The following is a 13,723-nucleotide window of genomic DNA, read 5'->3' as shown; positions in this document are numbered from 1 at the left end:
GTCGCGGGCGATGTATGCTCCCGCCCCCCTTGCGTCCCGCCCGCGTCGCCGCGTCGCCCTCGGCCTCGCCGCGCTGCTGGCCGCCCTGCTCGTCGCCGGCTGCTCCGATGCAGGCGGCGAGGCCCCCGTGTGGCAGCCCGGCGCCGGTGGTGGCGGCACGGGCGCTCCGGTGGCCACGGCCGGCCCGGATGCCAGCGGGGGCGCGACCTCCGGCGCGGGTGGCGCGATCTCGCTCTCCGCCACCGGCGACATCATCATGGGCAACGCGCCGAGCCGGCTGCCCTCAGCCGGCGGCAAGGGCTTCTTCACCTCGGTCACCGAGGCGCTCAAGGCCGACCTGGTGATGGGCAACCTGGAGGAGCCGTTGACGGTGGACACCGGCACCGGCAAGTGCGGGGCCAACTCCACCCGTTGCTTCCAGTTCCGGGCCCCACCGGAATACGCCGCACACCTGCGTGACGCGGGTTTCGACGTGCTCAACCAGGCCAACAACCACGGCTACGACTACGGGCCGAAGGGCTACGAGAACACCCAGAAGGCGCTGGAGAAGTACGACCTCAAGCACACCGGTGCCCCGGACCAGATCACCGTGGTCGACGTCAAGGGCGTCAAGGTCGCCGTGGCCGGCTTCTCGTCGTACGTCTGGTCCAACAGCCTGGTCGACATCGCCAAGGCGAAGACGGTGGTCGCCAAGGCCGCCACCATGGCCGACCTGGTCGTGGTGCAGGTGCACATGGGTGGCGAGGGCGCGGAGAAGACCCGGGTGAAGCCGGGCACCGAGATGTTCCTGGGCGAGAATCGGGGCGACCCGGTCAAGTTCTCCCACGCCATGATCGACGCTGGCGCCGACCTGATCGTCGGGCACGGGCCGCACGTGCTGCGCGGCATGGAGTTCTACCAGGGGCGGCTGATCGCGTACAGCCTGGGCAACTTCGCCGGCGGCGGCAACTCGCTGAACAACGACGGCCGCCTCGGCTGGGGCGGGGTGCTGAAGGTGTCGCTCAAGCCGGACGGCACCTGGGCCGGCGGCTCGTTCACCTCGACGTACATGAACGACGCCGGCAAGCCGACGATGGACCCGAACGACCGGGGTCTGGGCCTGGTCACCGAGCTGAGCCGCACGGACTTCCCCAAGGGCGGCGCCCGGCTCGACGGGCAGGGCAAGATCTCGCCGCCGGCCGGCGGTTGACCCGCCAGGAACGTCCGGGGCGCGACGTAGGCTGACCGTCGTGACCGACAGTCCTCCCGGCGCCAGCGAGACCGACCTTGGGCGCACCCGCCGTGCCCGCAAGATCGGTCGAGTGCTGACCGAAACGCACCCCGACGCGCATTGTGAGCTGGACCACTCCAACGCCCTGGAGTTGGCCGTCGCCACCATCCTCTCCGCGCAGTGCACGGACAAGAAGGTCAACGAGGTCACCCCCAAGCTCTTCGCCCGTTACCCGAGCGCCGCCGCGTACGCCGGGGCCGACCGGGCCGAGATGGAGGAGCTGATCCGGCCCACCGGGTTCTACCGCAACAAGACCGACTCGCTGCTCAAGCTCGGCCAGGCGCTCCTCGACCGGTACGACGGCCAGGTCCCGGGCCGGCTCGTCGACCTGGTGACCCTCCCCGGCATCGGCCGCAAGACCGCCAACGTGATCCTCGGCAACGCGTTCGACGTCCCGGGCATCACCGTCGACACGCACTTCCAGCGGCTGGTCCATCGGTGGCGGCTGACCACCGAGACCGACCCGGTCAAGATCGAGCATGCGGTCGGCGCGCTCTACCCGAAGCGCGACTGGACGATGCTGTCGCACCGGATCATCTTCCACGGGCGACGGGTCTGCCACGCCCGCAAGCCCGCCTGCGGGGCGTGCACACTCGCGAAGCTCTGCCCCTCGTACGGCGCCGGGCCCACCGATCCGGCCGCCGCCGCGAAGCTTCTCAAGGGCCCTCGGGCGCGTGACCTGGCGGTGGCGGCCGGGGTCGACCCGGAGCTGGTGCCCGCACAGGCGATCGCCGCGGAGGTGCCGTGAACCGGCGGCTCGCCCTGCTCGCCCTGCCGCTGCTGCTGGTCGTCGCTGGCTGCACCGCAGGAAAGGCCGACGACGACCCGGCCCCCCGGCCGCCGGCCGCCGCTGAGCGGCCGTCGCCTTTCCGGGACTGTTCGAAGCTCGGCACCGCGCCGACGTCGACCGCGACGACGGCCCCCACCACGACCGGCACGACGGCCGCCGCCGGTGGAAAGGCGCTGCCGGAGCTGACGCTGTCCTGCTTCACCGGCGGCGCCCCCGTCGCCCTGCGGGACGTGGCCGGGCCGGCCGTGATCAACGTCTGGGCGTCCTGGTGCGGGCCGTGCCGCAAGGAACTGCCCGCCTTCCAACGGCTGAGCGAACGGACCGCCGGTCAACTCCAGGTGGTCGGGGTGAACACGCGCGACAGCCGGGGCGGCGCCCAGTCCATCGGCGAGGACTTCGGCGTACGCTTCCCGATCCTGGTCGACCAGGGCGACGCGCTGCAACGGGAGTTGAAGCGCAACGCCTTCCCGCTCACCCTCTTCGTCGACGCGCAAGGCCAGATCCGGCACATCGACGCCACCGGCGCGCTCGACGATGCCCAGCTCGCCAAGCTGGTCCGCCAGCACCTCGGCCTGGCGGTGCCGGCGTGACCCGTCGACCACCCGAGTGGATCGAGCCCCTGCTGACCCGGCTCGGCACCGCCCGCGCCGAGGACTTCACCCGGCTGACCACCCCGGCCGAGGGCGGCCGGGAGAGCGCCGTGCTGGTGCTGCTCGGTGAGCAACCCGGAGCCGGCCCCGACGTGCTGGTGCTGCAACGCGCCGCCACCCTGCGCAACCACGCCGGCCAGCCGGCCTTTCCCGGCGGCGCGGCCGACCCGGAGGACGCCGACGTCCGCGCCACCGCCCTGCGCGAGGCGAACGAGGAGGTCGGTCTCGACCCGACCAGCGTGACCGTGCTGGCCGAGCTGCCGAAACTGTGGATCCCGGTCAGCGACTTCGTGGTCACCCCGGTGCTGGCCTGGTGGCACGACCCGCACCCGGTGCACCCCCGGGAGCCGGCCGAGGTGGCGCACGTCGCCCGGTTGCCGGTCAGCGAGCTGGTCGATCCGGCCAACCGAATGCGGGTCCGCCACCCGAGCGGCTGGATCGGGCCGGCGTTCTCGGCGCGCGGGATGCTCGTCTGGGGCTTCACCGCCGGGGTGCTGGCCACCCTCCTGGAGATGGGGGGCTGGGCGCGTCCGTGGCCGCACGGCCGGGTGGTCGAGCTCCCGCCGAGCGGGGCGACGCCGGCGCCCTCGGCGGGCACCGACAACGCGGACGAGACAGCCCTGCGCTGATCGCACGGTCACCTTCGGCAAGCGATGGTCATCTGGGCGGCGCACTGCCCGTACGCTTGACCCGTGTCCGTCGTGGATCTCGTCCTCCTGCTGCTCATGCTCGTGTTCGCGATCAGCGGATACCGCCAGGGTTTCGTCATCGGCATCACGTCGCTGTCCGGCTTCTTCCTGGGTCTGCTGCTGGGCCTCCAGCTCGGGCCGCTGTTCGCCAGACAGTTCGTGGATGCCGGCACCCGCGTGCTGATCTCGCTCGTGGCGATCTTCGGGTTGGCCGTGGTCGGGCAGGCGCTGGCCGGTTGGCTCGGCTCGCACCTGCGTAAGACCATCACCAGCGACGTCGGCAAACGGGTCGACGACGTGGGCGGGGCGTTCGTCTCACTGCTCGCGGTGCTGCTGCTCGCCTGGCTGGTCGCGGTGCCGCTCGGCTCGTCGTCAGTGCCCTGGCTTGCCGCCGCGGTGCGCAACAGCGCGTTGATCTCGGTGGTCAACCGGGTCGTGCCGGAGCAGGCCCACCAGTTGTCGACCGCGCTGGAGGACACCGTCGACACCGACGGGTTCCCGGACGTCTTCGGTGACCTCACCCCCACCCGGGCCCGGCAGGTCGACCCACCGGACCCGGCCCTGGCCGGCTCGCAGGTCGTCGTCAACGGCCAGAAGTCGGTCGTCAAGGTGCTCGGCTCGGCGCCCAGCTGCTCGCGCCGCATCGAGGGTTCCGGTTTCGTGTACGCCGACGACCGGGTGATGACCAACGCGCACGTCGTCGCAGGCACCCGCTCGGTCGCTGTGGAGCTGGGCGGCGAGCGGTACGACGGCAAGGTGGTGGTCTACGACCCGGACCGGGACCTGGCCGTGCTGCTCGTGCCCGGGCTGCCCGGCCCGTCCCTGCGGTTCGCCGCCGGCAACGCGGGCAGCGGCTCCGACGCCATCGTGCTGGGCTTCCCGCTCGACGGCCCCTACAACGCGCAGTCGGCGCGGGTCCGCGACGTCGACCGGATCAAAGGCCCGGACATCTACTCGTCCGGCGACGTCACCCGCGAGATCTACACCATCCGAGCGCTGGTCCGCAGCGGCAACTCCGGCGGCCCGCTGCTCTCCGCCAACGGCCTGGTGCTCGGCGTGATCTTCGCGGCGGCGGCCGACGACCCGAACACCGGCTTCGCGGTGACCGCCGCGGAGGCCCGCCCGGTGGCGTTGGCCGGCGCCGAACGCAACCGGCAGGTCGCCACCGGCGAGTGCACCTGAGAGCCGCGCGGAGTCAGCCCCGGGTCGACAGCGCCGGCTGCCCCACGGTCGGCAGCTTCGCCCGCCCCCACCGCAGCCCCCGGTCGAGGACGGCCCGAGCCATGATCACGACGCAGGTGCCGCCGTTGAGGAAGGACGCCACCACGTCGCTCGGGTGGTGCATCCCCCGGTACATCCGGGTCAGCGCCACCCCCAGCGGCACCGTCAGCAGCAGGCTCCACCAGGCGACCTTCGCCCCGGTGCTGCGCGCCCGCAACGCCATCAGCACGGCAATGCCGACGTAGAGCGCCACCGCCGCGGAGGTGTGCCCGGACGGGAAGCTCGACGTGGGCGGTGAGACGTCCATGTGCTCCACCGCCGGCCGCTGCCGGTCGATCGCCAGCGTGGTCAGCAGGAACACCAGCGCCTGGGCGATCACCGCCGCGCACAGGAACAGCGGCTCCCGCCAGCGCTTCAACCAGAGCCGCAGCGCCAGCGCCACCAACACCGTGACCACGACGATCATCTGGGTGCTGGCCAGCGTGCTGAACACCAGAGAGACGTCGTTCCATCCGCCGGTGCGGTCGGCGGCCAACTCCCGGTTCACCGCGTCTTCCACTGTGAACGGCCAGGTTCGGGCGAACACGCGGGTGACCAGCACCCCGAGCAGGACCATGACGCCGAGCAGGAGGGACACCGGCAGCAGCACCCGGCGGACGATCTGGAGCGCGGTCTCGGACATGTGCCGCCCATTACCCGGCCGACCTCGTCGGCACGCCTCAGGCCGATCCCGGGTGACGCTCCACCTCGGGAGCGACGCCGTCACGGGTCGGTCGGACCGGCCGGAGGCCGGTGTGCGCCCGCCAACTGGTGAACGCGGCGGTGGTCGCCGCCAGCACCGCCACACCGAGCAGCCAACCGCCCAGCACGTCACTGGCGAAGTGCACGCCGAGCGCCACCCTGCTCAGCCCGGTCACCACGGTGATCAGCAGCGCGGCGGCCCAGAGCGCGGCCCGCGCCGCCCCCCGCCCGGCGAACGGCAGGAACACCAGCAGAAGCACCCCGGCGGCCAGGGTGGCGTTCGACGCGTGCCCGGAGGGGAACGAGTAACCGGCGGCCCGTGCCACCGGGTCCAGCAGCTCCGGCCGGTCCCGGCCGACGAGCAGTTTGAGGAGCGGACCGATCAGCCCACCGACCACCATTGTGGTGGTCGCCCAGAGGGCCAACCGACGGGCGCCCCGGCGCAGCAGCCAGATCACCAGGACCAGTGCGACGGCGCGCAGCGGCATCGGGGCGAACACCTCGGTCCAGATCCGCATCAGCGTGACCCAGGCCGGGTGGTCGAGCGCGTAACCGTGCAACGCGTGGGTGACCGCCGTGTCCAGCCGGTGCAGCGGCGCCCAGGCGCCGAGCACCAGCAGTGTGAGCAGCGCGAAGGGCACCAACACCAGGAACGCCGCCGTCGCGGCCAGCGTCAGCCGCAGACCCAGCGAATGGTCCGGATCAAGTCGGCGCCGCCGCCAGGACGGCTGGCCGGCGGGGGCGAGGGTGGGCGGCCGATGCGTACTCATGGGTCGGTTCTACCCGACCTGGCGATCGGTCAGGCCTGACGGTGGGCAGCGATCAGCGGGCCCGTTGCCGGAGCCGGCGCACCACCAGGGCGGCGCCCCCGACCAGGGCGACGAAGAGCACGACTCCGGTCCACAGCTGTTCCGGTGCCGAGGTGTCCTGGCCGCCCGCCGCCCGGGCCGTCCACCTGGTCTGCTGGCGGGGTGCGGCGAGACCGAGCGGGTCGCTGCCGGCGCCGGCCACCGGCTCGTCGTCGGCCGAGCCGGGGGCGGGGCCGAAACCCGTCACGCCCGGCGACGTCTGGTCGTCCAGTGGGTTGGCGGTCACCGGCGGCACCTGGGCGGTCAGCGCGGCCACCGGGTCGACCACCCCGTACCCGAAGCGGTCGTCCCGCCCGGTCGGGCCGAGGTCCCGGGCGGTGGCCAGCAACCGGTTGACGACCTCGCCGGCGGGCATCTGCGGGTAGCGGGACCGGACCAGCGCGGCGGTGGCCGTCACCAGTGGCGCGGCGAAGCTGGTGCCCTGCACCCGCCAGTACCCGTCGGGAGACTTGGCGCCGACGAGCCCGCTGGCGGGAGCGGTGAGCACCGTCGCCTGGCCGGTGATCGACCCGGACCACAGGTTGTCGCTGCTGCGTTCGAGGCCCGCGACCGCGATCACGCCCGGCTCGCGGGCCGGGTACCAGACCTTGGTGCTCGTGGAGGTCGCCAGGTTGCCGGTGCAGGCGATCACGACAACGTCCCGAACGAATGCGTAGTCCAGGGCCGCGGCCAGGGCCGGGCTGTCGCCGCTGCCGCCCAGCGACAGGTTGATCACGCGGGCGCCGTTGTCGACGGCCCAGCGGACCCCCTGGGCGACGATCAAGGCGTCGTCGTAGCGGTTCTGCTCGTCGAGCACCCGGACCGGCAGGATCCGGGCGTCCGGTGCCAGGCCCACCACGCCTCGTTTGTCGTCGCTGCGCCCGGCGATCAGGCCGGCGACCGTCGTGCCGTGCCCCACCGGATCCGGACCAGCCCCACCCTCGGGGCCGACCAGATCCTTACCGGGCAGCACCTGGCCGACCAGGTCGGGATGATTGCCGTCCACTCCGGAGTCGACCACCGCGACGATCACGCCCCGGCCGGTCGAGCTGCGCCAGGCCGTGTCGGCCCGCAACTCGTCGAGCTGCCACTGCTCGTCGCGGACCTGGTCGGTGCGGGTGACGGTGTCACCGGGGGCGAACGCCATCGGCGCGCCGGCGAGCTGTCCGCCGTTGGTGGGCGCGGCGACGGGGGCGGCCGCCGCGGTCGGGGCCACGACAGCAAGCGCCGCGGCCACACCGAGCAGCGCCCGGCCTGCCGTCCGGCGGGCCACTGACGGACCGCTGTGCCGAACCCCAGTCACATCCTCAGCCATTCATCCCGACGGAACCATGACGATCGGAGATTACCGGTTTCCCCACCTGTCACGGGAAGAACCGGCGAGTCAGGTCACGGTGGCGGAAGTTGCGCGAGCTGAACGAGGCGTACGCCCTCTCGCCGGGTGACCAGTCGGCCACGGCCCGGCGGCAGCGGACCGGGTCGCACCGATCCGACGAGTGCGCCCTCCTCGGGGCTGCCCGCCATCACCAGACCAGCGGTGGACAGCTCCCGCAGTCGCTGCACGATCGGCTCGTACTGGGCGCGGCCCGCGCCACCGGAGCGACGGGCCAGCACCAGGTGCATCCCGACGTCACGGGCGTGCGGCAGGTGCTCCTCCAGCGCCCGCAGCGGGTTTGCAGGACCGGACGCCACCAGGTCGTAGTCGTCCACCAGCACGAACAGCTCCGGGCCAGACCACCAGGAGCGGTCCCGCAGTTGTTGCGGGGTGACCTCCGGCCCGGGGGCCCGCCGTTCCAGATAGCCGGCGGCCGACTCGACCAGCTCGGCGGTGTGCGCCGCAGCGGTGCCGTACCCGATCAGGTGTGGCGTCTCGATGGCCCCCAGCAGGCTGCGCCGGTAGTCGACCAGGATCACCCGGGCCTGCTCGGGAGTGAACCGGGTGGTGATCGACGTGGCCAGCGCGCGGAGGAACGAGGACTTGCCGCACTCCGAGTCCCCGAAGATCACGAAATGTGGCTCGGTAGCGAAGTCGAGCAGCACCGGGCGCAGGTCCGCCTCCGCGATCCCGATCGGCAAGCGCAGCCCGGTCGTCGCGACGAGGTCCAGATCGGCGTACGGCAGCACGGGCGGGAGCAGCCGGACCCGGGGCGCCGGAGGACCCGCCCACCCGTCGGCAGCCCGTTTGACCAGGTCGGCGGTGTCCCCGTTGGTGGCGGCGAGCTGAGGTAGCGCGGTGAGGAAGTGCAGCCCCTCCGCGGTCACCCCTCGACCCGGGCGCTCCGGCACGTTCGCCGCCGCACGCCTGGCCACGAGCGAGTCGGACGGGTCGCCGAGGCGCAACTCCAGGCGGGAGCCGAACAGGTCCCGGATCGCCGGGCGGAAGTCCAGCCAGCGCAGTGCGGTGGCGACCACGTGCAGCCCGTACGACAGGCCCCGGGTGGCCAGGTCGGTGACCAGGGGTTCCAGGTCGTCGTACTCGCCTCGGACGGTGCTCCAACCGTCGATCACCAGGAACACGTCACCGAACGGGTCGGTGCCCGGCTGGTTGGTCGTTCCCGCCGCGGCGCGGCGCTGCCGGTACGTGGCCATCGACTCCACGCCCAGCTCCGCGAAGCGGCGCTCCCGATCGGCCAGCAGGGTGGTCATCTCGCCGACGGTGCGCCGGACGGCGGTCGGGTCGGCCCGGCCGGTGACCCCGCCCACGTGCGGAAGGTCGCGCAGCGCGGCCAACCCGCCACCACCGAAGTCCAGGCAGTAGACCTGCACCTCGGCCGGTGTGTGGGTGAGCGCCAGCGCGCAGATCAGCGTGCGCAGCGCGGTGGACTTGCCGCTCTGCGGCGCGCCGACAAGCGCGACGTGCCCGGCGGCGCCGTCCAGGGCCAGCCAGAGCAGGTCCCGGCGTTGCTCCAACGGCTTGTCCACGACGGCCAGCGGCACGCCGAGTGCGCCGTGCAGCTCCGGGTTGCCCACTGTCAGGCCGCGTTGCGGGTCCACCTCGACCGGGCCGAGCAGCTCGTCCAGGGTCGGCGGCTGACCGAGCGGCGGGAGCCAGACCTGGTGCGCCGGTGGGCCCTGCCCGACGAGCCGGTCCACCAGCAGGTCGAGCAGTGTGCCCCTGCCCTCCTCCTCGGCGACGACGGGCACGACCGGGGCGGTCGGCTCGGGCACCGGCACGACGTGGGTGGTGAAGGTGAGCAGCCGCGCGCCGCCCTCGACGGCGACGCCGGCCGTCGCGCTCCGACGGCGGACGGCACCGGAGACGTACGCGGCCTTGAACCGGGCCAGCGGGTCGGTGCCGGCGCGCAGGTAGCCGTGGCCGGGCGAGCGGGGCAGCTCGTGCGCGTCCGGCACCCCGAGCACCGTGCGGGACTCCAGTGCGGAGAAGGTACGCAGTCCGATCCGGTACGACAGATGGGTGTCCAGCCCGCGAAGCCGTCCCTCCTCAAGTCGCTGACTGGCGAGCAGCAGGTGCACACCGAGGGACCGGCCCAGCCGGCCGATCTGCACGAACAGGTCGATGAAGTCGGGCTTGGCGGAGAGCAGCTCGGAGAACTCGTCGCAGATCAGCAGCAGCGACGGCAGCGGGGCCAGTGGGCTGCCGGCCGCCCGGGCCCGCTCGTAGTCGCGCACGCTGGCGAAGTTGCCGGCGCGCCGCAGCAGCTCCTGGCGGCGGACCAGCTCCCCGTTGATGGCGTCGACCATCCGGTCGACCAGGGGCAACGCGTCGGCCAGGTTGGTGATCACGGCCGCGGTGTGCGGCAGCCGGTCGAACGAGGCGAAGGTGGCCCCACCCTTGAAGTCGACCAGCACGAAGTTGAGCTGCTCGGAGCTGTGCGTGGCGGCCAACCCCAGCACCAGCGTGCGGAGCAGCTCGGACTTGCCGGAACCGGTCGCCCCGATGAGCAGGCCGTGCGGGCCCATCCCGTCCTGGGCGGACTCCTTGAGGTCCAGTTCGATGGCACCGCCGTCGGTGCCCACCCCGATCGGCACCCGCAGCCGCTCTCGCGCCGAGCGTGGCAGCCAGCCCTGCTCGGCCGTGAAGCTCTCCGGGTCGCCGAGACCGAGCAGCTCGGGAAGGCCCAGGTCGGCCTGTAGCGGGGCGTCCGGCCCGCGTGCCGTACCGGCGAGCCGGAGCGGCGCCAACCGTCGGGCGACCGCCTCGGCGTCGGCGAGGTCGAGCTGGTCGGCGATGCCCACCTCGGCATGCCCGTCGGACGACCGCGAGTGCAGTCTCCGGCCGTGCAGCTCCAACAGCAGCGCGTACCGGTCGAGCAGCCGGGGCGGCGGAGTGTCCAGGTCCAGCACGGTGACCGCGTCGATGCCGCCGTCACCGGTCAGGTCACTGGCCCCGGTCAGTTCGCCGCCGTCGAGGACCACCACCACGTGCGGGCCGTCGGTGGCCGGGCCGGCCGGGCTGAACCGGGAGCGGCTGGCCAGCACGTCGGCCAGCAGTGCTTCCAGCTCGGCGGCGGAGCTGGTCACCAGTCGTACCGGGCCGAGCGCGTCGGTGCGGCTGGGGTGGTGGGCGTGCGGGAGCCATTTCACCCACTCCCAGCAGGCGCGGCGTTCCGGTCCCGCGCACACCGCGACGAGCAGCTCGTCGGGGGCGTGGAAGACCGCCAGCTGGGTCAGCACGGCCCGGACCAGCGCCTGCGCCCCCGGGTCACCGGTGGGCGGCCCGCTGGCGGCGGGCCCGCCACCCCCGGTGCGGCCGGCGGGCCGGACGTGCACCCGGGCGAAGCTGCGCAGCGACAGCGCCACCGGCAGGTCCGGCACCACGGAGTACGCGTCCAGGAAGCGACGCAACGCGCCGGCAGTCATCGGCTCCAGCTCCTCCAGTGGCCGGGTGACCGGCGGGACGAGCGGGGTGGCCAGTGTCTGCGGCCCGACGGCGACCCGCACCACCGCGAAGTCCGGGTCGACGGGGCGCCGCTCCCAGACCCGGTGGCTGTCCACCGTCGACCAGAGCCCGCCCGGGTCCGGGTGCCGGTAGAAGAGCCCGGCCCGCTGCTGCCCGGCGGTCCGCCGCACCCGCCGTCGCAGCGTGGCCAGGTGCCGCAGGTACTCCCTGCGGGCGGCCATCATCTCGGACTTCTTCGGGGTGCCGGAGGCGCTGCCCCAGGACGTCACCAACATCGCCAGCGAGGAGAGCCCGAACATCCCACCCACCACGTACGAGTAGGCGCCACCGCCCCGGCCGAACATCATGGCCATCGCCACCGTGCCGCCGAGCATGGGCAGCAGCATGAGCATCTGCTGCCACCGCCCGCCGGCCACCACGGGAATCTCCGGTGGGGCCTCGACCGGCAGCTCGCCGTTGGGGATCTCCGGCGCTGGTCGACGTGGCGGACGCTTGATGACGACGGTGGACACTCGGCCTCCTGACAGCGCTGGGTAACCCGAGCCGGACTCATGGTAGGTAAAGTCCTGTCGTCCGCGCAGCCTCCGATCCCCCTCGATATGGAGACCAGTCGATGACTACCGGGCTGGCACGCGTCACCATCAGCGCGCCGCAACGACGGGTGGACGTCGCCCTGCCGGAGCAGGTGCCCCTGGCCGAGCTGCTGCCCGACGTGCTCCGGCACGCCGGTGTCGGGCTGGCCGACGACGGCGAACAGCACGGCGGCTGGGTCCTGCGCCGCACCGACGGCGCGTTGCTCGCGACCGCCCAGGCGCTGCTTCCCCAGGGCGTCCGCGACGGCGAGGTGCTGCACCTGGTGCCGGCCCGCGCGCACTGGCCCGAGCTGGAGTACGACGACGTGGTCGAGGCGATCGCCGACGGTGCCCGTCGCCGGGGCGGCGCATGGTCGCCCACCGCCACCCGGGCCGCCGGTCTGGCCGGTGCCGGCGTGCCGCTCGCCGTCGGGCTGCTCGCCCTGCTCGCCGGTGGGCCGACGTACCGGCCTGGCTGGCTGGCGGCCGCTGCCGTGGCGCTGCTGCTCACCGTGGCCGGCGCGGTGGCCTCCCGCGCCAACGGCGACGGCACCGCCGGGGCGACGCTCGGCGGCTACGCGCTGCCGTACGCGTTCACGGCCGGCGCCCTCGCGGTCGGCTCCGGCGACCCGGTCGTGCCGTTCGGGCCGGCCCGCTGGTTGGGCGCTCCCGAGCTGCTGGCCGGCTCGGTGGCGCTGCTGCTGGTGGCGTTGATCGGCCTGCTCGGGGTGGCCAGCCGGCTGAGGGTCTTCGTGGCCGGTGTCACGGTCGGGCTGACCGGCGCCTGCGCAGCGCTCGGCGGGCTGCTGCTGACCCCGGCCGGCACGGCGGCGGTGCTGCTCAGCGCACTGGTCTTCGCCGTCGGCGTGATCCCGCTGCTGGCCATCCGGCTGGGCAAGTTGCCCCTGCCGCCCATCACCCTGCCGACCTCGGCCCCCGCCGAAGAGCCGGAGCGGACCCGGGACCTGCCGGACCGGAGTCGGGTACACGCCGCGGTGACCCGCACCGAGGAGATGCTCACCGGGATGTTGATCGGGCACGCCCTGCTGGCGGTGGCCGCGGCGGTCGTCCTCGGGGCGGTCGGCGGCACGGCCAGCCGGGTGCTCGTGGCGGTCACCTCGGCCGTGCTGCTGCTGCGATCGCGGCTGTTCGTGGCACTGCGACACCGGGTCCCGACGGTGCTCGCCGGGCTGGCCGGCTACGCGGTGCTGGGCGCGGCACTTGTCGGCCGGGCCGACGACACGGGGCGGCTGGCGCTGGTCCTGGGCGGTGCGGCGCTGGCCCTGGTGGCCGCCGCGGCCGGCACCTCGTACGCCCGTCGGCCGGTCTCGCCGTACGTCGGAAGGGTCGCGGACCTCACCGACACGGCCCTGGTGGTCGCCGTGGTGCCGATCGCCTGCGCGGTGCTCGACCTGTACGACCGGGCCCGGGGGCTGCTCGGTTGAGCGGCCCCCGGGCCCGGTGCGTCAGCGATCGGTCAGTGCATGGATTCGCCGCGCGCCTCGGCGTCCCGGGCCCGCTTGTAGCTGGCGTGGATCTCGGCCTCGGCCTCGGTGCGGCCGACCCAGGTCGCGCCCTCCACCGACTTGCCGGGCTCCAGGTCCTTGTACACCTCGAAGAAGTGCTGGATCTCCAGCCGGTCGAACTCGCCGAGGTGGTGGATGTCGCGCAGGTGCTCCTGGCGAGGATCCTCGTAGGGCACGCAGAGGACCTTGTCGTCCCCGCCCTTCTCGTCGGTCATCCGGAACATGCCGATGGTGCGGCAGCGGATCAGGCAGCCCGGGAAGGTCGGCTCGGGGACGAGCACCAGCGCGTCCAGCGGGTCGCCGTCCTCGCCCAGAGTGCCCTCGATGAACCCGTAGTCGGCCGGGTACTGAGTCGAGGTGAAGAGGGTGCGGTCCAGCCGGATCCGGCCGGTCTTGTGGTCCACCTCGTACTTGTTCCGGTGACCTTTGGGGATCTCAACCGTCACGTCGAAATCCATCTGCACGCTCCCTCGTCTGCCCACGCTGGCTAACGGAACCACTGGCGGCCCTCCGGACAGGTGAATGCCCACCCGCCGACTCCGGCCGCCGCATAGT

General features: G+C 73.2%; 11 protein-coding genes. 6 read left to right on the top strand and 5 right to left on the bottom strand.

Translation table 11 applies throughout. The features are described from left to right. Window positions 1-10: 10 nt before the first annotated feature. The 5 genes from CLT68_RS04980 (at window position 11) to CLT68_RS04960 (ending at window position 4,581) form a co-directional block, all read left to right on the top strand. The gene (locus CLT68_RS04980; protein ID WP_088950559.1) at window positions 11-1,189 is read left to right on the top strand and encodes a CapA family protein; all 1,179 of its coding nucleotides are present in this window, start codon (window positions 11-13) and stop codon (window positions 1,187-1,189) included. A gap of 40 nt (window positions 1,190-1,229) precedes the next feature. Continuing rightward, window positions 1,230-2,018 carry an endonuclease III gene (gene nth / locus CLT68_RS04975; protein ID WP_099849155.1) on the top strand — a complete coding sequence of 263 codons (789 nt, stop codon included), beginning with the start codon at window positions 1,230-1,232 and terminating at the stop codon, window positions 2,016-2,018. Then, window positions 2,015-2,650, top strand: a complete 636-nt coding sequence (locus CLT68_RS04970; protein WP_088950557.1) for a TlpA family protein disulfide reductase — start codon at window positions 2,015-2,017, stop codon at window positions 2,648-2,650. The genes nth and CLT68_RS04970 overlap by 4 nt, the downstream gene beginning before the upstream one ends. Then, window positions 2,647-3,339 carry an NUDIX hydrolase gene (locus tag CLT68_RS04965; RefSeq protein WP_088950556.1) on the top strand — a complete coding sequence of 231 codons (693 nt, stop codon included), beginning with the start codon at window positions 2,647-2,649 and terminating at the stop codon, window positions 3,337-3,339. The genes CLT68_RS04970 and CLT68_RS04965 overlap by 4 nt, the downstream gene beginning before the upstream one ends. 63 nt (window positions 3,340-3,402) lie before the next feature. Further along, window positions 3,403-4,581, top strand: a complete 1,179-nt coding sequence (locus tag CLT68_RS04960; protein WP_099849154.1) for a MarP family serine protease — start codon at window positions 3,403-3,405, stop codon at window positions 4,579-4,581. A gap of 13 nt (window positions 4,582-4,594) precedes the next feature. Here CLT68_RS04960 and CLT68_RS04955 read toward each other — a convergent pair whose 3' ends face one another. The 4 genes from CLT68_RS04955 to eccCa form a co-directional block, all read right to left on the bottom strand. Next, complete coding sequence (locus CLT68_RS04955; RefSeq protein ID WP_099849152.1) at window positions 4,595-5,302, bottom strand: phosphatase PAP2 family protein; 708 nt, start codon at window positions 5,300-5,302, stop codon at window positions 4,595-4,597. Between the two features lie 37 nt (window positions 5,303-5,339). Then, window positions 5,340-6,131: a phosphatase PAP2 family protein gene (locus tag CLT68_RS04950; protein WP_099849151.1), complete on the bottom strand. Its 792-nt coding sequence runs from the start codon at window positions 6,129-6,131 to the stop codon at window positions 5,340-5,342. Window positions 6,132-6,183: 52 nt separating this feature from the next. Further along, window positions 6,184-7,524: a type VII secretion-associated serine protease mycosin gene (mycP, locus tag CLT68_RS04945; protein ID WP_099849149.1), complete on the bottom strand. Its 1,341-nt coding sequence runs from the start codon at window positions 7,522-7,524 to the stop codon at window positions 6,184-6,186. Between the two features lie 74 nt (window positions 7,525-7,598). Next, window positions 7,599-11,582, bottom strand: a complete 3,984-nt coding sequence (gene eccCa, locus CLT68_RS04940) for a type VII secretion protein EccCa (protein WP_099849147.1) — start codon at window positions 11,580-11,582, stop codon at window positions 7,599-7,601. 101 nt (window positions 11,583-11,683) lie between these two features. On the opposite strand from eccCa, the gene eccD reads away from it, so the two are divergent. Continuing rightward, the gene (gene eccD / locus CLT68_RS04935; RefSeq protein WP_099849146.1) at window positions 11,684-13,087 is read left to right on the top strand and encodes a type VII secretion integral membrane protein EccD; all 1,404 of its coding nucleotides are present in this window, start codon (window positions 11,684-11,686) and stop codon (window positions 13,085-13,087) included. 32 nt (window positions 13,088-13,119) lie between these two features. Here the strand turns inward: eccD and CLT68_RS04930 are convergent, their stop codons facing one another. Then, window positions 13,120-13,626, bottom strand: coding sequence for an inorganic diphosphatase (locus tag CLT68_RS04930; RefSeq protein ID WP_099849144.1), 507 nt, complete (start codon window positions 13,624-13,626; stop codon window positions 13,120-13,122). Between the last annotated feature and the right edge of the window lie 97 nt (window positions 13,627-13,723).

The sequence above is a fragment of the Micromonospora sp. CNZ299 genome, from assembly GCF_002754415.1.
This window is presented reverse-complemented; position numbering and strand designations above follow the sequence as displayed.

Coding starts and splice junctions, on each gene's coding strand:
- CLT68_RS04980 (WP_088950559.1), top strand. CDS start 11: ATGTATGCTCCCGCCCCCCTTGCGTCCCGCCCGCGTCGCCGCGTCGCC.
- CLT68_RS04955 (WP_099849152.1), bottom strand. CDS start 5,302: ATGTCCGAGACCGCGCTCCAGATCGTCCGCCGGGTGCTGCTGCCGGTG.
- CLT68_RS04950 (WP_099849151.1), bottom strand. CDS start 6,131: ATGAGTACGCATCGGCCGCCCACCCTCGCCCCCGCCGGCCAGCCGTCC.
- mycP (WP_099849149.1), bottom strand. CDS start 7,524: ATGGCTGAGGATGTGACTGGGGTTCGGCACAGCGGTCCGTCAGTGGCC.
- eccD (WP_099849146.1), top strand. CDS start 11,684: ATGACTACCGGGCTGGCACGCGTCACCATCAGCGCGCCGCAACGACGG.
- CLT68_RS04930 (WP_099849144.1), bottom strand. CDS start 13,626: ATGGATTTCGACGTGACGGTTGAGATCCCCAAAGGTCACCGGAACAAG.